At 58.2% G+C, this 24901-nt stretch carries 17 protein-coding genes and 1 pseudogene; 10 read left to right on the top strand and 8 right to left on the bottom strand.

The genetic code is table 11. The annotated features are described in order from the left end of the window. Positions 1 to 3: 3 nt before the first annotated feature. A pseudogene (gene trkA, locus E9954_RS17665) lies at positions 4 to 1353 on the bottom strand (Trk system potassium transporter TrkA); the annotation flags it as partial. Positions 1354 to 1520: 167 nt separating this feature from the next. Between trkA and E9954_RS17660 the strand changes: the two are divergent. From E9954_RS17660 to rpsU, 9 genes are all read left to right on the top strand, one after another. After that, a complete protein-coding gene (locus E9954_RS17660; RefSeq protein WP_136080616.1) occupies positions 1521 to 5777 on the top strand; it encodes an amylo-alpha-1,6-glucosidase in 4257 nt (1418 codons plus the stop codon). A 172-nt stretch (positions 5778 to 5949) separates the two neighbouring features. Beyond that, positions 5950 to 7515 (top strand): glycogen synthase, encoded by a 1566-nt coding sequence (locus E9954_RS17655; RefSeq protein ID WP_136080615.1) that lies wholly within the window; start codon positions 5950 to 5952, stop codon positions 7513 to 7515. A gap of 55 nt (positions 7516 to 7570) precedes the next feature. After that, complete coding sequence (locus tag E9954_RS17650; RefSeq protein WP_136080614.1) at positions 7571 to 7954, top strand: four helix bundle protein; 384 nt, start codon at positions 7571 to 7573, stop codon at positions 7952 to 7954. Positions 7955 to 8040: 86 nt separating this feature from the next. After that, positions 8041 to 10050 carry an alpha amylase C-terminal domain-containing protein gene (locus E9954_RS17645; protein WP_136080613.1) on the top strand — a complete coding sequence of 670 codons (2010 nt, stop codon included), beginning with the start codon at positions 8041 to 8043 and terminating at the stop codon, positions 10048 to 10050. A 108-nt stretch (positions 10051 to 10158) separates the two neighbouring features. Next, positions 10159 to 11835, top strand: a complete 1677-nt coding sequence (gspE, locus tag E9954_RS17640) for a type II secretion system ATPase GspE (protein WP_222847221.1) — start codon at positions 10159 to 10161, stop codon at positions 11833 to 11835. Further along, positions 11835 to 13535, top strand: a complete 1701-nt coding sequence (locus tag E9954_RS17635; RefSeq protein ID WP_222847220.1) for a GspE/PulE family protein — start codon at positions 11835 to 11837, stop codon at positions 13533 to 13535. The genes gspE and E9954_RS17635 overlap by 1 nt, the downstream gene beginning before the upstream one ends. Positions 13536 to 13541: 6 nt before the next feature. Next, positions 13542 to 14801, top strand: coding sequence for a type II secretion system F family protein (locus E9954_RS17630; RefSeq protein ID WP_136080612.1), 1260 nt, complete (start codon positions 13542 to 13544; stop codon positions 14799 to 14801). A gap of 35 nt (positions 14802 to 14836) precedes the next feature. After that, a complete protein-coding gene (locus tag E9954_RS17625) occupies positions 14837 to 15241 on the top strand; it encodes a sirohydrochlorin chelatase (protein WP_136080611.1) in 405 nt (134 codons plus the stop codon). A 125-nt stretch (positions 15242 to 15366) separates the two neighbouring features. After that, the gene (gene rpsU / locus E9954_RS17620) at positions 15367 to 15549 is read left to right on the top strand and encodes a 30S ribosomal protein S21 (RefSeq protein WP_136080610.1); all 183 of its coding nucleotides are present in this window, start codon (positions 15367 to 15369) and stop codon (positions 15547 to 15549) included. 71 nt (positions 15550 to 15620) lie between these two features. Here rpsU and E9954_RS17615 read toward each other — a convergent pair whose 3' ends face one another. The 7 genes from E9954_RS17615 to E9954_RS17585 all read right to left on the bottom strand — a co-directional run bounded on the left by E9954_RS17615 (position 15621) and on the right by E9954_RS17585 (position 23177). Beyond that, on the bottom strand, positions 15621 to 16505 hold the full coding sequence (locus E9954_RS17615) for an aldo/keto reductase (protein ID WP_136080609.1): 885 nt from the start codon (positions 16503 to 16505) through the stop codon (positions 15621 to 15623). Positions 16506 to 16568: 63 nt separating this feature from the next. Continuing rightward, complete coding sequence (locus E9954_RS17610; RefSeq protein WP_136080608.1) at positions 16569 to 17402, bottom strand: prepilin peptidase; 834 nt, start codon at positions 17400 to 17402, stop codon at positions 16569 to 16571. A gap of 85 nt (positions 17403 to 17487) precedes the next feature. Further along, positions 17488 to 18348: a shikimate dehydrogenase gene (gene aroE / locus E9954_RS17605; protein WP_136080607.1), complete on the bottom strand. Its 861-nt coding sequence runs from the start codon at positions 18346 to 18348 to the stop codon at positions 17488 to 17490. 109 nt (positions 18349 to 18457) lie between these two features. Then, positions 18458 to 20134, bottom strand: coding sequence for a 2-isopropylmalate synthase (locus tag E9954_RS17600; protein ID WP_136080606.1), 1677 nt, complete (start codon positions 20132 to 20134; stop codon positions 18458 to 18460). Positions 20135 to 20203: 69 nt separating this feature from the next. Next, a complete protein-coding gene (locus E9954_RS17595) occupies positions 20204 to 20569 on the bottom strand; it encodes a cupin domain-containing protein (RefSeq protein WP_136080605.1) in 366 nt (121 codons plus the stop codon). Positions 20570 to 20865: 296 nt separating this feature from the next. After that, a complete protein-coding gene (locus E9954_RS17590; protein WP_136080604.1) occupies positions 20866 to 21669 on the bottom strand; it encodes a DUF4349 domain-containing protein in 804 nt (267 codons plus the stop codon). A 251-nt stretch (positions 21670 to 21920) separates the two neighbouring features. Then, complete coding sequence (locus E9954_RS17585) at positions 21921 to 23177, bottom strand: ISL3 family transposase (protein WP_136080603.1); 1257 nt, start codon at positions 23175 to 23177, stop codon at positions 21921 to 21923. Between the two features lie 647 nt (positions 23178 to 23824). Between E9954_RS17585 and E9954_RS17580 the strand changes: the two genes are divergently transcribed. Next, on the top strand, positions 23825 to 24886 hold the full coding sequence (locus E9954_RS17580) for an IS30 family transposase (RefSeq protein WP_136080406.1): 1062 nt from the start codon (positions 23825 to 23827) through the stop codon (positions 24884 to 24886). The last annotated feature ends 15 nt before the right edge of the window (positions 24887 to 24901 follow it).

The raw sequence follows: 24901 nt of genomic DNA, 5'->3' as shown, positions 1-24901 counted from the left end.
GTTCTAGAGGAAGATCGACTGGATCTTCTTTACCGCGTCGGGGTGGCAGAAGATGAGCACACGGTCGTCGGCCTGCAGCTGGAGGTCGCCGGTGGCGGTGACGACCTCGCCGTCCCGCATGACCGTTGCAATGATGGCCGTGCTCGGCATCTTGATTTCGCGGATGCGCTTGCCATCGATTTTGCCGTTTTCCTCGATGATGACATCGAGCAGCTCGCCGGGGAGGTTGTGCAGCAACGAGGCCGCCTGTACCTTTTTGGAGCGGAGCCAGTGCAGGATCGCGTTGGCGGTGGATATGTAGGGACTGACGACACGGTTCACCAGGTAGAGCTGCTCGACAACGGGAATGAAGTCCGTGCGGGTGATCTGCGTGGCCGTGAAGGAGGCGCCTTTCTTCTGCGCCATCAGGCAGTTCATGATGTTGCCTTCGTCGTCGCCGGTCAGGGCAACAAAGGCCGTCTTGTCGTGCAGGCCGGATTCCTCCAGCGCGCTTTCCGTGAGCGCGTCGGCCCGGAGAATGAGCGTTTTGTTGAGCTCGGCGGAACAGAACCGCGCGCGCTCCTCGTCCTGCTCCAGCAGCACCGTATCGACTTCGTTCTCGATAAACTTGGCCAGCATCAGCCCGAGGTCGCCGCCCCCGGCAATGATCACCTTCTCGAAGGGTTCGATATCCGGCTGGACCCACTTGAAAAAATCGGCGATGTCGGAGCGTTTGCCCACCAGGTAGACCAGGTCGTTCCGCATGAAGACGGTGTTCCCGTGCGGCACCACCAGGTCGTTGCCCCGGCGGATGGCAATAACGCGCACGCTCTGGATGAGGTCGAGCCGGTCGCACTCGGCGGGGGTGCGGTCGAGCAGCGGGCTGACGGCATTCACGCTGAACCCGGCCACCATCACCTTGCCGGCAAAGAGGTCGAAGGCTTCGAGCGCACCGGGCATCTGGAGCATGTTGAACACCTCGCGGGCGCACTCGTGCTTCTGGTTAATGACCAGATCGATTCCCATCTTCTGGAGGTCGTAGTGCTCGGAGCCATTGAGGAACGCCGGATTGGTGACCCGCGCAATCTTGCCCTTCGCACCGGCGGCATGACCGAGCAGGCACGAAAGCACGTTCACCTCGTCGTTGTCGGTAACCGCGATAAGCAGGTCGGATTTATCGACCTGTGCCTCTTCGAGCACACACGGGTTCGAGCCCTGCCCGCAGATCGTGAGGATATCGAGCCCGGCTTCGGCCTGCGCCAAAGCCTGCGCGCTGGCATCCACCATCACCACACTGTGCTTCTCTTCACACAGGCGCATGGCCAGCTGGCGGCCCGCGTTTCCTGCTCCAATAATCACTATCCGCATAGGTTTCCCCCGGAGAAAAGCCGTCGTATATGCTTAAAGACGGAGAACTTATCAACAAAAAACCTCAATAACAATCCCCATCCCAAAATGGAAACGCCGGAAGTTATCCGCCCTTTTTTCCAGACATCGCACTCCATTCCGCCTATAAAAAGCGGCTTTTACAGAGGTTACCCATGAGCAATTTAATTCAAATCCCCGCACCGGGCGAGCATGCCATCCGTTTCCGTGGCGACATGATCACCTTCACCCTCGAAAACCACACGGGAAAGAAGGGCCAGGCGTGGTTGCGCTCCAACATTGGCCATGCGCATGTCCGCCACACCGAAATCATCATACACGCCGAGCAAGGCCTACCACCGCTCTCACGCGACTGGCACGACTTCCCCATGCAACAGGCCAAGGGCAAAAACGGATTCTCCCTTACGCTGCCGCTGCTGGGCGTCGGCCGCTTCGAAGCCAAGGCCTATTTCATCGAAGAGGGCTCCGAGGAAATCCTCTGGCCGGAGGGCGGCAACTCCGTCCTGAAGGTCGAGCCGGCCGAAACCTGCGCCGGCAATACCATGTATACCGCGTTTGTCCGCCAGTTCGGCGAGGCCAAATATAAAGGGGCCATCGATTCGCGCGACGAACATGCCATCCAGCAATTGGATCAGGCAGGCTACACGGTCATTCCAAAGTCTGGAAAATTCCGCGACGTGATTCACGAGCTCGATTTTATCGTCGGCACCTTGCGCTGTAAAATTGTGCAGCTCCTGCCAGTGCACCCCACCCCGACCACCTATGGCCGCATGGGCCGCTTTGGCAGCGCGTTTGCCCCGCTCGACCTTTTCGACGTGGATCCGGTGCACGCCGAGTTTGACAAACTGACCACACCAATGGAGCAGTTTGAAGAACTCGTCGATGAAGTGCATAAGCGCAATGCGCGGCTTTATATGGATATGCCGATCAACCACACCGGCTGGGGTTCGTGGCTGCAGATCAACCACCCCGACTGGTTTGAGCGCAAGGAAGACGGCAAGTTCAAGTCGCCCGGCGCGTGGGGCGATGTCTGGGCCGATCTGGTGGAGCTTAATCATGAGCACCGTGCACTATGGCGGGAACTGGCCGAGGTTTTCCTCTTCTGGTGCCGCAAGGGCGTCGACGGCTACCGCTGCGACGCCGGCTACATGGTTCCGTTCGAGGCCTGGGAATACATTATTGCCAAGGTGCGCATGGAATATCCCGACACCATCTTCATGCTCGAAGGCCTCGGCGGCCACAAGCATGTCACCGAAAACCTGCTGGCCAACTCCGGCATGAACTGGGCTTATTCCGAAATCTTCCAGAACCACGACCAGGGGCAGGTCGATGGCTACCTGCCGGAAAGCATCCGCGTCTCGGAAAGCAAGGGCAACCTGATCCACTTCTGCGAAACGCACGATAACGCGCGCCTGGCCGCCACCTCGCACACCTTCGCCCGGATGCGCGCGGCGTTTTGCGCGCTCACCTCGCACAACGGGGCCTTCGGTTTCGCCAACGGGGTCGAATGGTTCGCCAAAACGCAAATCAATGTCCACAACGCCCACTCCCTCAACTGGGGGGCAGCGGAAAACATGGTCGACTGGCTTCGCCGAATCAACGCCATCATGGAAATCCACCCCTCGTTCCATGCCGATGCCAAGGTTGAAATCATCACCAAGGGCTACCACAACTCCGCCGCCATCCTGCGTACCGATGCGAGCGGCGGAAATCGGTTGCTTGTGCTGACCAACCTCAACCACCAGCTGGATGGCATGGTGGAATGGCACGGCGACCTGCATGAATTCAAAACCGACCTGCTCACCGGACACGGCACCCCCGCCCACAAGGATTCGCTCCACCTCGCTCCCGGGCAGGTGCTCTGCCTGTCCGACGATCCGGACTGGCTCAACGGCATCGTCGTAGCCGAGGCCACCCCCTTCCGGGGAGCCGGGGCGGGCGATGCCCAGTGCCTCAAGGCCAAGGCGATGGATACCTACCACCATTTCGACGCACTCGAACAGTTCGACCCCGACCGTTTCGTGGAAGATCCCAAGGCGCTTTGCGAAACGCTGGCCGGCAATGCCCCTGTGGTCACAACGTGGCAGTGGCCTCGCGATACCCGGCGCACCGTGTTGCTGCCGCCGAACCACTTCCTGCTGGTGAAAGCCGCCTGCGGCTTCATTGCCGAGCTAAAGAACGAGGACGGCACCACGCTGGCGCATGAAAAATCGCTGGGGCAGGCCGAAGGGGACGCGTTCGCCCTCCTCCTTCCGCTGGAAACACCGGATGCCCACCAAAACCTCACGCTGAAACTCACCGTTTTCGAAGACGACGGAATCAAGCACACCGAATCGCCGGTGATGCAACTCTGCGAAGAGCAAAACGCCCGGGTCATCACCACCTGCAAGGCCGGCGAAATCCACGACCGCGAGCGCTATGCCGTCTGCACCAACAACCACGGCGCCCTCTCGCAGGTGCGGATCGGCTGGGCGGATCTTCGGAGCAAGTACGATGGCCTGCTGATTGCGAACCTCAACGCCGAAGTGCCGGTCGATCGCCATACCATGCTCGCGCGTTGCCGGGCGTGGGTGGTGCGCAAGGGCTATTCCAACGAACTGACGCTGCAATGCCAGAAGCGCTTCACGGTTGCCGACGACGGCACGGTGGTCTGGAACTTTGCCGTGCCCGTTGGCGAGGGTCTGCTGATTCCACTCCAGGCCGCGTTGCAGCTGCACCCCGACACCAACGCCATCCAGCTCAGCTTCATTCGCGAAGCCGCCGGCAACGATCCGGAGCACCTGCCGGACAACGAACCGGTTTCGCTTGTGCTGCGCACCGACATCGAAGACCGCAACAACCATGAGGTCGTCAAGGCCATGAACGGGGCCGAACAGCACTGGCCAAACGCCATCCGACAAACGCAGGACGGTTTTGTTTTTGCCCCGTCCGCCGACCGGCAACTGAACGTCTCGCTCGCGGGAGGCGAGTACCACTCCGAGCCGGAATGGTACTACATGATCCAGCATCCGGTCGACCGCGAGCGTGGCATCGACGGAGAATCCGACCTCTTTAGCCCCGGCTATTTCAAGATCGACCTCCTCGGTAATGCCATTGCAAAGCTGGACGCCAGCATAGGGGTCAGCACAGGGGTCAGCAGCACAGGGGTCAGTCCTTTGATCTTTGTGTCCGACCAAAACACCAATATCAAAGGACCGACCCCTCCGGGAGATCTTTCCATTGAGGAGGCCATGAAGATTGCAATGAAGCAGTTCATTGTGAAGCGCGATGCGTTCCAGACGGTGATTGCGGGCTATCCGTGGTTTCTCGACTGGGGCCGCGATACGCTCATCTGCCTGCGCGGCATCATTGCGGCCGGTCTGCTGGACGAGGCGCAGAACATCCTGCTGCAGTTTGCCAAGTATGAAAAGGGCGGCACCATCCCGAACATGATCCGCGGCAACGACGACGCCAACCGCGAAACCTCCGACGCCCCCCTCTGGCTCTATGTCGCCTGCGACGAACTGATGAAAGCGCAAGGCAACAAGAAGCTGCTCAAGCAGGATTGCGGCGACGGGCGCACCGTGAAGGAAGTATTGATCTCGCTGGCGAACGGCTTGATGGCTGGCACCGAAAACGGCATTGCCTTCGATCCGGATTCCGGCCTGATCTACAGCCCTTCGCACTACACCTGGATGGACACCAACTATCCGGCCGGCACGCCCCGCCAAGGCTACCCGATCGAAATCCAGGCCATGTGGAACTATGCGCTCAACATGCTTTGCAAAATCGACCGGGCTCCGGAATGGCCCCAGTTGGCCAAGCAGGTCGAGCAGTCCATTTCGGAACTATTCCTCGTCGAGGCCGACGACTTCACCTACCTGGCCGACTGTCTCGCGGCAGAACCGGGCGCCGGAGCCCGCGAGGCCGAGGTGGACGACGCCCTGCGCTCGAACCAGCTGCTGGCCGTCACCCTCGGAGCGGTGACCGACCCCGAGCTCTGTAAAAGCATTATCGAGGCCTGCGAACAATTGCTCATTCCCGGCGCGATCCGCAGCCTGGCCGACCGCCCGGTGCTGCACCCCTGCCCCGTCTATAATGGCGGCCACCTGCTCAACAACCCGATGAATCCCTATTGGGGCCATTACTCCGGCGACGAAGACTCCCGCCGCAAGCCGGCCTACCACAACGGAACCGCCTGGACATGGCCCTTCCCGTCGTATGCCGAAGCCCTGGCAATGGTCTACGGCGACGCCGCGCGCGATACCGCGCTGGCCATCCTCGGCAGCGCATCGGACGTGCTCAACCACGGCTGCCTGCGCCAAAGCCCCGAAGTCATCGACGGCAACACGCCACACACCCAGCGAGGCTGCGGCGCCCAGGCCTGGGGCGTCACCGAGCTTTACCGGGTGGTCAAAATGCTGAAGGCATAAGCCAGAACCGGGACTTCGCGCAAAGGGCATGAAAAGGTGTGACGGACGTCGCCATACCGAAATTCCAAAGACCAACATCCCCCACTTGTCAAACAACTAAAGAACCAACAATAGTCTTGCATGGGCGTACGGGGTTCGATTTCATGCGGGGAAAAGTAAAGGGGTAGTGCCGATGCCAGCGAAAAAAAAGACCGCCACAAAAACAACCGCAACGAAGAAGGCTAAGGCGAAATCGCCGCGCATTCTCATCGTCACCCCGGAAATCACCTATCTGCCCGAAGGCATGGGCAACATGACCAACAAGCTTTCGGCCAAGGCCGGCGGGTTGGCGGATGTTTCGGCCTCGCTGGTTTCGGCGCTCTACGAGCTGGGCGCGGACGTGCACGTGGCCCTGCCCCACTACCGAAAAATGTTCCATGTGGACATCGGCGGCTTCATCGACAACGAGTTGCTGATCTATAAGAGCAAGCTGCCCGACGACCGCATCCATCTGGCCGAAGACCGTATTTTCTATTACCAGGACAAGGTCTACAGCAACTCCCAGGAGACCGACCTGAAGATTGCCCTCGCCTTCCAGCGCGAGGTGATCAACAACATTATCCCGACGGTCAAGCCCGACCTGATCCACTGCAACGACTGGATGACCGGCCTGATTCCCGGCGAAGCGCGCATGCTGGGCATTCCGAGCCTGTTCACCTTCCACAACATCCACACGGTCAAGACCACGCTCGCCCACATCGAGGATCGCGGAATCGATGCGGCGGAGTTCTGGAGCAACCTGTTCTATGAATGGCCTTCGGGCAACTATTTCGACGCCCGGGAAGGCAATCCGGTCGATTTCCTCTGCAGCGGCATTTTCGCCTCGCACTTCATCAACACCGTCAGCCCGACCTTCATGAAGGAGATCGTCGACAACCAACACAACTTTGTTCCCGGCAACATCCAATGGGAGGTGGCCAGCAAATACCACGCGGGTTGCGCCTCGGGCATCCTCAACTCCCCCGACGCCTCCAGCGACCCGCAGACCGACCAATACCTGGTCGAGCGCTACGGCGTGCTCGACCACTTCGATGCGAAGCGCAAGAACAAGGTCTATCTCCAGGAGCGCCTGGGGCTGGAAGTCAATCCGGACGCCCCGATGCTGTTCTGGCCCTCGCGCCTCGATCCGGTGCAAAAGGGTTGCCAGCTGCTTTCGGACATCCTGTTCCAGACGGTCGACAAATATTGGGACCGCGGCCTGCAAGTGGTCTTTGTGGCCAATGGCGCCTACCAGCAGGTCTTCCACGACATCGTCTACCAGCACGACCTCTACCAGCGCGTGGCGGTGTGCAACTTCGAGGAAGGTCTTTCGCATATTGGCTTCGCGGCCTCCGACTTCATGCTGATGCCCTCGCTGTTCGAACCCTGCGGCCTGCCGCAAATGACCAGCGCCATCTATGGCTCGCTGCCGATTGCGCGCGATACGGGCGGCCTGCACGACTCCGTCTTCCAGATGGATGTCGAAAACGGCACCGGCAACGGCTTCCTTTTCGAAACCTACGATGGCGGCGGACTCGCCTGGGCGATCGATAAGGCCATGGAGTTCCACAGCCTTGATGAACATACCCGCGGCACGCAGGTCGGCCGTGTGATGAAGGAAAGCAAGGAACGCTTCAACCACGAGGTTACGGCGCAGGCCTACATCGACATCTACCAGAAAATGCTCCATCGCCCATTGGTAGATGAGGTTTTTCAGTAGACAGGAGTCAGTAGACAGGAGTCAGGTAGCAGGAATCAGGCGACAGGAGAAGTCAATGGCAGTTCAGAACGTTAAGGAACTGATCGTTTATCAGAAGGCCTACCAGCAAGCTATGGAGTTTTTCGGAATCAGCAAGCAGTTCCCGAGCGAAGAAACATTCGCCCTGACTAGCCAAGGCAGGCGTGCATCGCGCTCCGTCTGCCAGAACCTTCGTGAAGCCTGGGCAAAACGAAGATACGAAGCCCATTTCATCAGCAAACTAACCGATTGCGACGGAGAGAACTCCGAAACGGATACCTGTTGGGACTTTGCACGCGATTGCAACTACATCACGGACGAGAAACACTTGGATATGACTAACCTCAACCATGAAGTTGGAAAAATGCTTGGAGCGATGCTGAAAAGCCCCGGGAAGTTCCTGCTGATCCCTGCCGCGTGATCCCTGCCCCCTTATTGAAAACAACCATATTCCACAATGAACAACGAATGCACCATAGCGCTTCATCGAAGCACATAGGCTAACATATGAGATCTCCCAAGCTCGCGAAGCTTTCCGACGACCCTTGGCTGGAACCCTACCTGGGCCAGCTCCATCAACGCGCCGACCATATCCGCTATGTGGAAGAGCGCCTCACCGGCGGAAAAATGTCGTTGGACGCGTTCGCCAATGCGCATGAATACTACGGCCTCCACTTCCGCGACGGAAAATGGATCTTCCGCGAATGGGCGCCGAACGCCACGGCCATCTATCTGGTCGGCGACTTTTCCAACTGGGAACAGCGGGACGAATTCGCCCTGCACTATGGCGACGGGCACGGCGTCTGGGAAATCGAACTGCCGGCCAATCAGCTCAAGCACGGCAACCTCTACAAGCTCAAGATGTATTGGCCCGGCGGCGAAGGCGAGCGCCTGCCGGCCTACACCCGCCGCGCCGTCCAGGATCCGGACACCCATGTTTTCTGCGCCCAGGTCTGGCACCCGGCAACCCCGTATGAATGGAAGTTCCCCGATCCGGCCAAGCCGATCGGGGCCCCCTTGGTCTATGAATCGCACATCGGCATGGCGCAGGAAGATGCCAAAGTGGGTTCCTATCTGGAATACAAGGAAAAGATCCTACCGCGCATCGTGGAGATGGGCTACAACACCGTCCAGTTCATGGGCATCATGGAGCACCCCTACTACGGCTCCTTCGGCTACCACGTCTCCAACTTCTTTGCCGCCTCATCGCGCTTTGGCACCCCCGAGGAACTGAAGGAGCTGGTCGATGCCTGCCACGAGGCCGGCCTCGCCGTCATCATGGACCTGGTGCATTCGCACGCGGTCAAGAACGAACAGGAAGGCCTCTCCCGCTTCGATGGCACCCTCTACCAATATTTCCACGAAGGCAACCGCGGCGACCACGATGCGTGGGATTCGCGTTGCTTCGACTATGGCAAGCCGGAAGTCCTGCACTTCCTGCTCTCGAACGCCCGCTACTGGCTCGATGAATTCAAGTTCGATGGCTACCGTTTCGACGGCGTTACCTCCATGCTCTACCACCATCGCGGCCTGGGCACCGGCTTCGGCAGCTACGACAACTATTTCGATGGTTCGGTCGATGTCGACGCCCTCGCCTACCTGGCGCTGGCGAACCGGCTCATCCACGAGGTACGCCCCGCGGCCTTCACCATTGCGGAGGATGTTTCCGGCATGCCCGGCCTCGCCGCCCCCGGAAAAGAAGGAGGCTGCGGCTTCGACTATCGCCTGGCCATGGGCGTTCCGGATCTCTGGTTCAAGCTGGCCAACGACACGCCGGACGAAGAATGGAACATGAGCGGGCTCTACCACGAGCTCACCAACCACCGCCCGGAGGAACAGGTGATCAGCTATGTGGAATCGCACGACCAGGCGCTGGTCGGCGGCAAGACCTTCATCTTCGAGCTCATCGATAAGGAGATGTACTACAACATGCACGTCGAGGCGCAAAACCTGGTCGTCGACCGCGGGCTTGCCCTCCATAAAATGGCACGCCTAGCCACCCTCGGCGCGGCCGGCCACGGCTACCTCAACTTCATGGGCAACGAATTCGGCCACCCGGAATGGATCGATTTCCCCCGCGAGGGCAACGATTGGTCGTACCAATATGCCCGCCGCCAGTGGAACCTGCGCGACGATCAAACCCTCAAATTCCACTTCCTGGCCGATTTCGACAAAGCCATGGTCAACCTGGCCCGGAACACCGGCATCATCGGAAACAAAAAGGTCGTCTTCCGCCTCATCAACGAAGGCGACAAGGTGATGGCCTACGAGCGCGATGGACTGGTTTTCATCTTCAACTTCCACCCGAACAAGTCGTTCGCCGACTATCCGGTGGACGTCACCCCCGGGAAATACCGGTTGCTGCTGAACACCGACCATCCGGCATTCGGCGGGCACGACATTGTCCCGGGCGAACAGACCTACGAAAGCTTTGCCTTCAACGACGGGGAAAACGACCGGAACCAGATCAAGCTTTATATTCCGTCGCGCACCGGATTCGTGCTCCAGCGCATCTAGCTTCGGACGGCCCCGGCCCATCCGGGCCGGAAGCCGACTGCGCAGATTGACAAAGCTCCAGTTCCTGTGAGACGCTTTTCCAGTCGTTGAGAGGGCGTTGAACAAGTGGTGCGTAACAACCCATATATCGCGGAAATCCTGGCCGGGCGCCTGAGTGCCTCCCTTTTGGAAACCGCAAAGCAGGAGGCCACCCGCAGAGGAATGGACCTGCTCGATGTCCTGGCCGAAGCCGGCCACGACAAACCCGGCCTTTTCTCCGCGGTTGCCCACCACTTCGGCATGGATACCATCGAACTCTCCGGCACATTACCGGCGCCAGCCGCCGCCCACTTGCTCGATGCGGAAATCGCCCTGCGCTACCGGGTCGTGCCGATCCGGCAGGAAGGCAACACCCTCATCCTGGCCTTCGGAAACCCGATGGACATCGAAACGATCGATACCCTGCGCTACCTCTTCAAGCAACCGGTCGAAATCCTGGCCGCCCTGCCCGAACAGGTCTCCACGGCGTTGGGCCGGCTCTACCCGAACCTCGACCAGGGCATGGAAACCATCCTCAACGCTATGGACAACGAGGAGTCGGAACAACTCGGCAAGGAGGATGCCGCCACCGGCACCCTCGAAGCCACCGATGCCGACGAACCGATCATCAAGCTGGTCAACCTGCTCATCCTCGAAGGCTTCAAGCAACGCGCCTCCGACATCCACCTCGAACCCCTCAGCCGGACCTTCCGCGTGCGCTACCGCATCGACGGTGCCCTGCGCGAGGTCGAGGGCCCTCCCCGCCGCCTGCACCCCTCCGTCATCAGCCGCATCAAGATCATGGCGGGCATGAAGATTTCGGAAAAGCGGCTGCCGCAGGATGGCCGCATTGAAATCCGGGTGATGGGGCGCGATCTCGACCTGCGCGTCTCCGCCATCCCGAGCAACCACGGCGAAAGCATCGTGATGCGCATCCTCGATAAGCAAAACCTGCTGCTCGGACTGCCAAACCTGGGCTTCCACCAGGACGACCAGAACGCGTTCAAACGCCTGATCCAATACCCGGACGGCATCCTGCTCATCACGGGCCCGACGGGATCGGGGAAAACCACCACCCTCTACGCCTGCCTCAACCACCTCAACCAACCCGACCGGAAAATCATCACGGTCGAGGATCCGGTGGAATACCAGCTCAGCGGCATCAACCAGGTGCATGTGCGCGCCGGCATCGGGCTCACCTTCAGCGCCGCGTTGCGCTCCATCCTGCGCCAGGCCCCCAACATCATCATGATCGGCGAAATCCGCGATCTTGAAACCGCGGAGATCGCGGTGAATGCCGCCCTGACCGGCCATCTGGTCCTGAGCACGCTGCACACGAACGATGCCCCCGGCGCCGTAACGCGCCTGGCCGACATCGGCGTGAAACCCTTCCTGGTTTCCTCCTCCGTGCGCGGCATCATGGCGCAACGGCTGGTCCGCTCCATTTGCGACCACTGCAAGGCCCCCTGCATCCCGACCGAAGCGGAGCTGAACCTGGTGGGTACCACGCCGCAACTGTTCCAGGGCGCCGGATGCGCCGCCTGCGGCAACACGGGCTACATGGGGCGCAAGGGCATCTTCGAGCTCCTGAACGTCAACGACGACATCCGCCAAATGATCCATGGCGGCGCCACCTCCACCGAGCTGCGGGCCGCGGCGCGCGCACTCGGCATGCGTACCCTGCGCGAAGACGGGCTGCGCAAGGCCATCGACGGCATCACCACGGTCAACGAAGTGTTGCGCGTAACCATGAGGGATGAAAATTGATGATGCACCATCATCCCATACTCAAGGAACTGATGGAATCCGGCTGCCTGACCGCAGACCAGGCGGATGCCATCCACGAGGAGCATCTGGCCCAAGGCAAACCGGTCCGCGAAATCGCCATCGAACAGCGCTTCCTGAACGAGGCCGCCTATCTCGCAACGGTCGCCCGGATTCTCGGCACCGAGGTCGTCGACCTCTCCACCACCCCCATCCTCCCCAACCTCGCCAAAACCGTTCCCGCGAGCATTTCCCGGATGTACGAAGCCGCCCCGGTGCGCGTCGATGGCAACACGGTGGTCTTCGCCGTTGCGGACTGGCCCAGCCCCGCCATCACCGACGACATCGGCTTCGTCCTATCCCGGCGGATCGGCTATGTGGTCGCCTCCAAGGAGGATGTTGAAGAAACCATCCTCAAGCTCTACGGCGAGGAGAGCGATTCGATCAACGAGCTGCTCTCCGCACTGGAGTCCGACCTGGAGGATGCCGGCGACCTGGCCGGGCTGGGCGATGCCGTGGACCTGGCCGACCTGGAACATGCCGCCAGCGCCACCCCGGTGATCCGCTTTGTGAACCTCGTGCTCTACCAGGCCGTGAAGGACCGGGCATCCGACATCCACTTCGAACCGTTCGAGCGCGAATTCAAGATTCGCTACCGCGTGGACGGCGCCCTCTACGAAATGGCGCCTCCACCCAAGAACCTGGCGTTGCCGATCATCTCGCGCGTCAAGGTGATCTCCGGCCTCGACATTGCGGAATCGCGCCTGCCGCAGGATGGCCGCATCCAGCTCAACGTGGCCGGACGCTCGATCGATTTCCGCGTCTCCACCCTGCCGACCCAGTTTGGCGAAAGCGTGGTGCTGCGCGTGCTCGACCGCTCGAATGTCCAGCTCGACATCGACAACATCGGCTTCCCGGACGATATCCACGATTCATTCATCGAAGACATCCGGAAGCCCAACGGCATCGTGATCGTCACCGGCCCCACCGGATCGGGAAAAACCACCACGCTCTACGCCGCCCTCCAGCGCATCAACCAAACCGAAACCAAGATTCTCACCGCCGAGGATCCGGTGGAATATGACGTCGAGGGCATTATCCAGCTGCCGATCCGCGAAAACATCGGGCTGACGTTCGCCTCGGCGCTGCGTTCGTTCCTGCGCCAGGATCCGGACGTCATCATGGTGGGGGAAATCCGCGACATGGAAACGGCCCAGATCGCCATCCAGGCCTCGCTGACGGGCCACCTGGTTTTCAGCACCCTGCATACCAACGACGCCCCCGGCGCGGTGACCCGGCTGATCGACATGGACGTGGAGCCCTACCTGATTGCCTCGACGCTTGAGGCCGTGATGGGCCAGCGGCTCGTCCGCACCCTATGCCCGGACTGCAGGACGGCCTACCGGCCGGACGATGATACGCTGGCCCTGCTGGATCTCGACCGTAGCCAGGTTGGCGATCAGCCGTTCTTCCGCGGCCAAGGCTGCGGGGCCTGCAACAACACCGGCTACAGCGGGCGACGCGCCATTTTCGAATACATGCGCATCAACGATCCCCTGCGCACCGCCATCATCGAGCGCCGCCCCACCCTTGCCTTGCGCAACAAGGCGAAGGAACTCGGCATGCGCACCTTGCGCGAGGACGGCATCCGGTGCATCCTGGACGGATACACCACCGTGGAGGAAGTGGTTCAGTACACTTAGGAAAACATGCCCAAATTCAGATACATTGCCCACGACATCAACGGCGCCGAAAAGACCGGCACCGTTAACGCACCGAACCAGGCGGCGGCCTCCGCCCAGCTCAAGGGAAAAGGACTCTTCCCAACCGAGGTGACCGGCACCGAGCTGCAGCTCCCGGCCGCCGGCAAGAAAAAGGCGCGCGGCGCGGGGCTGGATCTGGAAATTCGTCTGCCGGCCTCGATGACCGTGGTTCGCCCCAAGCAGCTGATGGTGCTGACGCGCCAGATGGCCACGCTGATCCACGCCGGCCTCCCCCTGCTGCGGGGATTGCATGTGCTGGAGCGGCAGGAAAAGAATGCCGCGCTGAAAAAGGCGGTCGGAGAGATTGCCGAGTCGATCGAGGGCGGCAGCACGTTTGCCGATGCGCTCGCCCTTCATCCGCGCATCTTCAACAAGCTCTACATCAACATGGTGAAGGCCGGCGAGGCCGGGGGCATCCTGGATGTCGTGCTCGAGCGCCTGGCCTCCTACATGGAAAAGGCGCAAAAGATCATGAACAAGGTCAAAAGCGCCATGACCTACCCCCTGGTCGTGCTGCTGGCCTCCTCGGGCATCATGGTGTTCCTGATGGTGGCCATCATTCCCCGCTTCGAGAAAATCTTCGCCGACATGCTCGAAGGGCGCTCCCTTCCCCCGCTGACCCTTTTCGTGATGGGGGTGAGCGAACGCATCCAGCACCAATGGCCCTACGGATTGGCCATCCTGGCCGGCGTTGCGGTTTTGGTTTCGGTCTTGAAGCGCTTCCGGCTTGGACGGGTTGTGCTCGACACGCTCAAGCTCTCCTTTCCGCTGTTCGGCAACCTGACCCGCATGGCGGTGCTCGCCCGCTTCGCGCGTACGCTCGGAACCCTGATGGAGTCGGGCGTGCCGGTTTTGCAGGCGCTCACCATCGTGAAGGAAACCTGCAACAACGAGATCGTGGCCGATGCCGTGCAGGACATCCACGACAACATCAAGGAGGGCGAGCCGATGGCCGCCCCGGTCGAGGCCAACCGCATTTTCCCGCCCATTTTCGGCGGCATGGTGGAGGTCGGCGAGGAAACCGGCGAGCTGCCGGCCATGCTTTTGAAAACCGCCGACATGTATGAAGACGAAGTCGACAACACCGTCGCGGCCCTCAGCTCCATCATCGAACCCGTGCTGATCGTACTGCTGGCATTGGTTGTCGGGACAATTGTGATTGCCATGTTCCTCCCCATGGTGTCTATTATCGGTAATCTGAGCTAGCGGAAAAACTTCTGGCTCCACTATTAGGAGACACCATGAAAGCACTGTTGATTGTCGCCCACGGCAGCCGCCGGAAGGAATCCAATGACGAAGTTTGCCGTCTTGCGACGCGCATCGACGAGAATTCGGGGCCTGCATTCGACCTGGTTACCAGCGCATTCCTGGAGATCTCCAGCCCCCAGATCGACTCCGCCGTGGCCGACCTCGTCGATTCCGGCGCCACCGAAATCAAGGTCTTCCCCTACTTCCTCGCCGCCGGCACCCATGTGGTCAACGACATCCCGAAGCTGATCGCCGAGGAAAAGGAAAACCACCCGAACGTGCATTTTGAAATCCTTCCGCATCTTGGTGCGTTGCAGGGCATCAGCACCTTGATCCTCAACCAAATCTACAAGGGTACCCCGCTCAATCCGGAGCTGGCCGCACTGGCAACCGACTAGTCCGGGGCACCAACCGCAAGTTGCTCTAAATCAAGCGCATATTCCGTTTGACTTAGGGTCTCCATTTCCCTAGGTTTCGCCCCTTGTTTTTGAGACCCCAACGACTGGGGGAGGTGAATTTAGACATGGCACAAGAAACTTGCGAAGTAAAAGTACGTCGCGGCGAAAGCGTTGACCGCGCCCTCCGCCGCCTGAAGAAGGCGCTGGACAAAGAAGGCGTTCTGAAGACGATGCGCGCGAAGCGTTGCTACGAAAAGCCCAGCGAAAAGAAAAAGCGTTTGGCAAACAGCCGTCGCGGCCGTCGCTAGTTTTTCCATCCCGTGGAAAACGGCAGAAGCTCCCTCTATCGGGGAGCTTTTTTTGTGCTCCGACTGCTCGCCTAGGAGGCAGGATATTTGGCCATGAGCGCAAGGTTTTCATCGACCTGTTCCGGCGAGACGGCGCCGATGGTCATGGCATCGAACACCCCGTTGGATTGTGCGTATTGCATGCATTCCTCGCGCTTGTCGACGAGCTTGCCTTCGCCGTAGATCTTCATGCCGATGATGGCCTTGCCGTTTTTCCTGGCCTTCTGCAGCAGGGCATGCACTTCTTCCGGTGTGGCGTCGCACATGACGCCGAACGGATTCAGGCGGGCGAGCATGACATCCACCCAGGGAAGCTCGGCGGCGGTTTGCATGGCGCCGAAGTTGTGGCAGGAAACCCCGACCGCCTTGATCTGCCCCTTGGCCTTCGCCTCGCTCATCACATCCATGTAGGGCTGCATTTCCTCCACCCAGTCGGGCTTAACCAGGCAATGCAGCAAGACCATGTCTAGGTAGTCGGTTTGGAGTTCATAGCGGAACCGTTCCAGGGCCTTTATGGTGGACTGTCGGCGGTGCTGGACGGACAGTTCGGGAATTTTCCCGTCGCTGCGAAACCAGAGCTTCGTCATGATGGCCACGTTTTCGCGTGGAATGTGGCGCAAGGCCTCCCGGCAATAGGGGTGCGAGCCATACCAGTCGGCCAGGTCGAAAAAAGTGATGCCGCGGTCGTAGCAATGGCGGAACAGCCCGACAAACTTTTCGAATCCGAGCTTGGTCATCGCCGACTGCTTGCGTCCGGATTTCACGCCCGTGCCAAAGCCCATGCGCGACATTTCGATGCCCGTCTTCCCGAGCTTGATTTGAGGGGGGGCGTCGGGATGGTTTGCCTGCACCGTTGAGGCCAGGGCCGCACTCCCCAGCAATGGCACCACAAAATTCCTTCGACTATATCCATCCATATCAACCTCCGGTTGAGAAAATGGATAGCAACAAGGGAGGGAAAAGGCCAACCCCAAGAACAACTAATAAGCGGTTCCCTGCATCCAAGCCAGATACGCATCCCAAAGGACGGAGCCACCGAGCATCCAGACCACGGCCGCCAGCGCTATATAGGGGCCGAACGGAATCTTGCTTTGCCACTCCTTGTTGCCGGCGGCGATGAAGGAGACGCCGACAATGGTTCCGATCAATGAAGAGACAAAAACGATGAAGATGATCGATTCCCAGCCCAGGAACGCGCCGAGCGCCCCCATCAACTTAACGTCGCCGAAGCCCATGGCGTCCTTTTTCAGCACCAGCTTGCCAATGACCGAAACCGACCAGAGCGAACCGAAACCAACGGCCAGACCAATCAGAGAATCGATCAGACCACCGAGATGGGTTTCGGCACCGTGCATGGCAGGAATCAAAAAACTGAAAATGGGGCCGATAATCATCCCACCGATCGTGCAACGATCCGGTAGCCACATTTCATCGAAATCGACCATGCTTCCGAGGATCAGGCCGAACACCATCACCCAGTAGGGAACAAACCGAAAATCGAAGCCGTCTTCGACCATGACGGGAAAGACCAACCAAACCCATGTGAACAGGATGGCGGTCAGCAGTTCAATGGAGGGATAGCGAGGGGAGATCGGCACCTTGCAATAACGGCACTTTCCGCCGAGGAAGATCCATCCGAAAATCGGAATATTGTCTTTCCACGCAAGATCGGTCATGCACTTCGGACAGCGCGAGCGCGGCTTGACCACCGAAAGCTCGGCCGGAATGCGGTAGATGCACACGTTTAGGAAACTGCCCCAGCAGGCCCCGAACATGAACACCACAACGGTGAAGTACCAATCTATGAATCCCATCCCAATCGATCCTTTTTCTCGTGAGCCGTGAAACGTGAGTCGTGATTTCCTGACCAGAATTCAATCACGCCTCAATCGTCACGCGTCACTCACCATAAACCGCGTCTTCCAAGGCCTTGCGCATCGCCGGAACCGACGGCTCGGTGCCCGTCCAGATCTCGAAGGCGCGCGCACCCTGATGCAAAAGCATACCCAGACCATTAGCAATGTCCGCGCCAGCTTCGCGGGCGGTGGTTAGGAACGCCGTTTCGGGATACATGTAGATCAGATCGAACGCACGCTGCCCTTCGCGGAACGCCTCCGGAGGAAGCAACGATGGATCGTCCTTCTTCATGCCCACCGGCGAGGCCTGCACCACCAGGTCGCATTCGCGGCATAGCTCGATTTGCTTAGCCTTGTCCAACGCTTGCTTAATCTCCACGGCTGGAGCCAGGGATTTGACTTCGTCTTCCAGCTTTTGCACACGCTCTGCATCGATGTCGGCCAGCACCAACGACCTGGCACCCTCGGTCGCCGCCTGCAGCGCGGTCGCCCGCCCTGCCCCGCCGCAACCGAGCACAAAGATGGAATCGCCTTCGACGGTTTTACCGAAAGCCTCTTCGAGCGCCTTCAGGAAGCCGTAGCCATCGGTGTTGTGGCCGACCATGCCGTCTTCGGTAAATTCAATCGTGTTGGCGGCACCGAACAGCTTGGCACTGGCATCCAGTTTTTCCAACCCGCGGAAGGCGACCTCCTTGTGCGGGACCGTGAGGTTCACTCCCGCGAAGCCCATTAGCTCCATGGAAGGCAGCACTTCCATCAGGCGGTCGGGATGAACATCCAGTGCGAGATAGATTCCATCGAATTCCAATTCCTGCATCGATGCGTTATGCATCACCGGCGACAACGTGTGCCCGATCGGATGCCCCAGCACGGCAAACGGTTTTGTATGTCCACTCAGATTCATTCAACAACTCCTTCTTGAAACCACTAATTTTCACTAATCGGCACTAATTGGATTCACGCCCCTTCCTAGAGGCAGGCATTAGTGAATCGTAGTGTCGATTAGTGGTTTGTTATTTTTTCGCGATGCGGTTGAGGCCGGCAACGATGGCGCGGACGGCGGCCTGGTTGATATTCGAATCGGCACCGACGCCGAACACAACGCCGTTGCCCTCGAGCTTGAGCGGCACATAGGCCAGTGCCTGCGCATCGGCGCCCTTGCCGACCGCCTGCTCGTGGTAGTCGTCGACCGTGAAGTCCACCTCGACAATCTGGTTGATCGCGGCAACGAAAGCGGAAACGGGGCCGTTCCCGTCGGCGGAAACAACCTTTTCCCCGCCATTCACCTTCACCTTGACCTCTCCATGGATGAAGGTTGGATCGTTGTCGTCCGGACGCGGCCAGTAGCCGATGAGTTCGTACGGCCCTTCCGGCGCAACAAATTCGCTCTGGAACACCTGGTGCACTTCGTCGGCACTGATTTCGCGCCCCACCTTTTCGCTGTAGGCCTGCACATATCTGCCGAGCTCGGGTTGCATCGCCTTGGGGATCTCGATGCCGAAATCCTGTTCGAGCACCCACGCGATTCCGCCCTTGCCAGACTGCGAATTGATGCGGATGAGCCGCTCGAACTTGCGCCCGAGGTCGGACGGATCGATGTGGAGATACGGCACCTTCCAGCCCATGCCGAAGCGGTCGGGCGCTTCGCTGAGCTTGTGCACGCCCTTGTTGATGGCATCCTGGTGCGAACCGGAGAAGGCCGTAAACGCGTAGCTGCCGGCATAGGGCTGGCGATAGTAGATCGGCATGCCCGTGAGGCGTTCAACGGTTTCCGCCACGTGGCCGAGGTCGGAAAAATCCATTCCGGTATCAATGCCGCGCGAATAGAGGTTGTTGATGCAGGTCACGAGGTCGACGTTTCCGGTGCGCTCACCGTGCCCGAAGAGCGTGCCCTCGACGCGGTCGGCACCGGCCATGAGCGCAAGTTCGGTGGCGGCCACGGCCATGCCCTGGTCGTTGTGCGAGTGGAGCGAGACCGTAATGCAGTCGCGCTTCGAAAAGTTGCGGCAGAAATATTCGATCATGTCGGCATAATGGTTCGGTGGACGCCGCTCGACGGTTGCCGGGAGATTCATGATCACCGGCTTTTCGGGCGTACCCTTGCCCCACGCCGCGAAGACCGCCTCGCAGAGTTCGAGCGAAAAATCGACGTCGGTATCGGTGTATTCCTCCGGCGAAAACTCATAGCGGATGTCCGACTCCGGCATGGCGTCGGCAAGCGCGCGGATCTGCCTGGTGGCGGCGACCGCGGTTTCGATGAGCTGCGGACGCTCCATGCCGAACACCTGCTTCATGTGGAGGTCGGAGGGGGCGATGTAGGCGTGCACGATGCCGCGCTTGCACCCCTTGAACGCTTCGAGCGTGCGCTCGATCAGGTGCGGGCGCGACTGCGTGAGCCCCATGATGAACACATCGTCGGGAATGAGATCCTCTTCGATGAGCTTGCGGAAAAAGTCGAATTCGTCCTGGCTCGCCGACGGGAACCCAACTTCGATGTGCTTGAAGCCGATCTCGCAGAGCATTTGGAAATATTCGAGCTTTTGGTCTGGATCCATCGGATCCGGCAGCGCCTGGTTGCCATCGCGCATATCCACCGAACACCATTGCGGTGACTGGGTGATGCTCTTCGACGGCCATTGGCGGTCGGGAAGATCGATCATCTCCGGAATCTTGTATTTTGGCACACTCATGTTCTCTCTCCTAAATGGGGCATAACCTAACCAACCCCGTATTTCTTATCCATTTAAATAACAGTTAAATCACTCAATTGACTGGCTGGGAAAGGACATTTCCAGCACAACGGCATCGCCATCCGCCCGGAAAGGACCGTGCACTTCGCCCGGCGGACGGCTCGCGTAGGTTCCGGGCTCCAGCCATAGTCGAAAGGCTTCGTCGTAGATCCGCCCGCAAACGATGAAGATTTCCTCGGGATAGGAATGGCTTTTCGCGCCGAAGGACTCGGTTGAATACCCGTCCTTGAAGCGCGTCAGGCGGGTGTAGTCGCCCGTTGCCGGATCCTCGGCCACCGTGATCTGGTGCATGTTGCCATCCGTTCCTTCCATTTCCTCCCACCGGCCTTCATTCGCTTCGACCAACGGGTTCCAATATGTCGTTGTCGTTTTCATCTTCTTTTCCTCATTACTGCCAAACAAAAAAAACCTCCGCGGGTTGCCCGGCGGAGGTTTATCAAATTGGTTGAGTTTATCAGCAACCTACAGGCAAACGGCCTCCACAGGATCATTCCCAGCGAGTAGTAGGCCTAGTAGAAGGTTGTTGAATTCGTTTCTCATAACGGCTTGGAACATAAGACCATTGGCACAGCCTGTCAACCCCTGCGCCCGTGTTATTCGAACCGCAGGCGAAGCCCACCCCCACCCCAAACGGTTACGCAAGGCCGGCCTAACGGGTGCCCGGAATCCCCCTAGTTCGTTTTCCGTTTTTTGCGGTATATGAAACCGCCAACCAGCAAAACCACGATCAGGATAAATGGCCAGATGTTAAGCAAGCCGACAAAAAACCAAACCAAGTTTTCCCATCCATTCCCCAATCCATTCCGGAAATACCGGGCAAACTCAGGCGATTCATCCAAGCTAACATAGTAGGTAACATCCAATGTGCTCAGCGCAACTTGGTCATCCAGTCGCTTGAGTTTGCCTTCTGCGCTTTCAATATCTTCCCGCAACGTTGCCAACTGTTCTTCAATCGACAGGATATCCTTGACCGTCTTGGCTTCCGTCAGAAGCTCCCGGTAACGAGTCTCCAGCTGGCACTTGACCGCCAGTCTGGTTTCCGTATCGATATACTGCTCGGTAACATCCTCAATCACAATGGTTCGTTGGTCTACCCGTTGCGCTCCCTTGGATATGTCAGCAACCAACGCATCAAAGCGTTCGGATGGAACCCGTATCTTCAATGCTTGATTGGAGGTCTTCTTGTTGTAGCCATGGTACAACCTCTCGTTGACGATAAAGCCGCCATGTTGCTTCACGGCGGCCTCAATCTCCCGTCGGGTTTCGCCTAGGTTTGCGCATTCAAATGAAAGGTCGCCTGTTTTTATGAGTTTCCGATCCTTTGGCTGAACGAGATCGATAGGCGCCGGGGGACAGAACCGTTTTTCTTCTTTATGAACAACAGAATGCATAACAAGGGAGCCCTTGATCACAACGAATAATGCCGGGATCAGGATTAGCAGGATCGAAAGTATGATGATGGTTCGTTTCTTCATATTTATTCCTTTATGCTTACGTTTATCCGGTGAGCCTTAAATGCTAGTTCCGCCAATTTTACACCCAACCGCGGGTTCTTACGGTGTTTGATTTAATCACTAATTTGATGGTTGTGACATTTCCTGCAAGTGATGCAACGAATGCAAATAGTAGAACTGCAATGTAGTTGTCGGCAAAGAACTGTGCTGATTCCTCCTCCGTCATGATGGGTTCCATCCCATTCCTGGCACTCCTCTTTATTGAGGCCTCTTCAGCAAAATCTGTGGGTTACTTCTGGCTCCGGAAGTTCGCCCATGGTGTGAAACAGGGCTATTTCAAGCACTTCATAGCTCCGAAAGCCGTATGCTTTTCTCGTTACCAGATTTACTTTGCGGTTCAAACCCTCAACAACGCCCGATGAATAGGCCTTCTTGGCTTTGAACCAGTTCATGATCAGCGGCTGGTGCCGTCGGATCGTTCCAACAAAACTCTTGATCGGCTCTAACCGTGAACGCATGGCCCGGGCACACCATTTTTCCAGATACCATTCCGCCCAGTACGGGCTTGCGTAGCTCCAAAAGAACTGGAAGCTCTCCTTGAGCTGGTAGGCCCGCACGCTTTTGAGGTCGTAGGAGAGGACTTCATCGAGTTTGACCGCTTGGTTTTCGGTGAGGTTTTCCGGATTCTTTAGAAAGCAGTATTTGGTGTGCTTGAGCACCTGCTCATCATAGCCGTCTTGCTTGAGTTGTTTGACCTCGTCGATCCGCACCTGGTTCACGGCCTTGTTCAGATGCTGAACGATGTGGAAGCGATCCAGCACGTGCAACGCTTGGGGAGCCTTTTTGCGAATGACCTTGAGATAGGCCTTCCACATGTCGGAACAGACGAACTGGAGACGGCCGCAGCGCTCGTTGCCGAATTCCCGAAAGATTTTCAGCAGCGTCTTGGCCGTTCGTTCCCGGCCAATGAAAAGCAGGCGGCGCATGCCCGCATCGATCTGGTAGACCACGGTGAGGTACTGGTGCCCCTTGCCGTACTGGATTTCGTCCACGCCGATGGCCGTGATGTTCTCAAGGTTACGGTGTGCGAGCCCGTAGGCCACGATGGCCTTGACCGAGCGGAAGACCGTATCCCAGCTTGTACAGAACGATTCAGCGGTTTCCTTCCACGAGAGCTTGCGTGCCCAACGGGCGAGGAACAGTTGGAACGCTTTCGTCGTATGCGATTTCCCGTCCGCCCACGGAACCTTTTCGACCTTCACGCCGCAGCCCGGACAGTTTACCCGACGCATGCGGTATTCAAGTTGAACCGGGATATTCCAAATCGGAACGAATTCGAACCGCCGCTTTTCGAGTCGATCGTAAAGCCTGCGGGACTTCCCGCATCCCGAGCACAGCACCTTACCGTTCTTTCTGGGCAGGATCACTGACACAAGAAGCAAGCCGGCCTTGTGCAATTCCAAGCGGCAGTCGGAGTAAACAAATGATTTGAGCGGATGAACTCTGTTGAGTAAGGTCTGGATTCGCACCGGGCATACCTCTTCTGTGTTGTGTTGTTGTGGTAAACCACACATTACAGATAAGTTGTCCGGTGTGTTAATCATTTGTTTTTACCCACAGATTCAGCGGAAGACCCTTATTGAGTACAGATACCCCATACACATGAAGAAAACCATTCCAACAGGAATCCAGAATATTGCTTTAGAATAAACCAGCAATTTATCCGAGAGCGTCAGCTCATTCCAAAAACGCCTGCCTGTGGACATCGGCTTTCCACACCTAGGACAATTTTCCTCTGGTGAACCGAGCCCATTGGAATAGTTGAACCAACCACCCCGACGATTGAAGTCGGTGTCTGCCTTACATGATGGACATCGCATTTTCATTTTTCAGCAGACTATCTACGGTCTCCGTGCCTCCGTACACTATCCGTCAATTTCTTATTTTCCTGACAAGTTTTCACCACCCGCTGCGCTAGAGGACACTGAGGCTCAGAGGATTAGGATGCTCTGTGTCTCTGTGTTCTCTGTGGTAAAAAAGTCCGTGTCTTCGGTGTTCATCAGTGGTTCTAAACAATGGTAGACTGTAAATTAAAATGCCCAGTTTGGAAATCAAGTGCCCCATGCCAGAATGAACCTTTCTTCAATTCACCACAAACGAGGATAGGAGCATCGGCATGGAGCAAAATAAAGGTAACATCCCATCACGTAAGGGCAAGCACTTGAACCGAAACGAACGTATTTTAATAGAAGGCTTTTTAAAGGCAGGGATGGCGAAATCTAAAATAGCCAGCCAACTGAGTCGGGATCGGCGAACTATCGATCGTGAGATTAAGCAAGGACAGGTTGAACACCTCAACAGCGACCTGACAACGCAGTGGGTATACAATGCGGACCGGGCGCAAGACGTACATGATCTGAATGCTACGGCAAAGGGGCCTGCGGTCAAGCTGAAGGCCAACAGTGCTGCCGTAGAGTTCATTCGTTGCCATATCGTCATACGAAAGTGGTCTCCGGAGGTCGTGGCCGCACGTATGAAACAGAAGGGCATGGATGAGGCTGTCTGTGCCAAAACCATCTACAATCATATTGATAAAGGCGAAATACCTGGCGTAAGTAACGAGTCATTATGGGAAAAGCGCTCCCGGGGTAAGACGCATAAGTCTCTCCGACGGCAGGCCAAGCGCGGCACCCCGCAGGGTCGTAGCATTGATGATCGCCCCGAGGAGGTTACCAGCCGCGAAGCCTGCGGTCACTGGGAGATCGACCTGGTAGTTGGCGGCAAGGGAACGGGAAAGGCCGCGCTGCTGACCCTGGTAGAGCGAAAAACCCGCAAGTTGATCATCCGTAAGATAAAAGACAAAACCCAGGCCTCGGTACTTCGTGCCGTCAACGGCATTGAGCGCTCCATGGGCAAGGAGGCGTTCAGGGTTATGTTCACATCCATCACAGCCGATAACGGCAGCGAGTTCCTCGATTATGTCGCTCTGGAGCAATCAGTAAAGACCCGGACGCCCCGAACCTACATCTACTATGCCCACCCCTATTCGTCTTGGGAACGCGGGTCCAACGAGAATGCTAATCGCATCATACGCAGGTTCATTCCCAAAGGATGCGATATCGGTAAGTTTACCAACACAGATATCCGAAGAATCGAGGAATGGATCAATCGCTATCCCCGCAAGATCCTCAATTTTAAAACCGCAGAAGAACTGTTCGCTCTGGAGGTTGCAGCATGAGATGTTCGCCGCCAC

Origin of the sequence: Pontiella desulfatans (genome assembly GCF_900890425.1) — a bacterium.
GTDB lineage: Bacteria > Verrucomicrobiota > Kiritimatiellia > Kiritimatiellales > Pontiellaceae > Pontiella > Pontiella desulfatans.
Note: the sequence above shows the minus strand (reverse complement) of the source record. Positions and strands in the feature narration are given on the sequence as shown.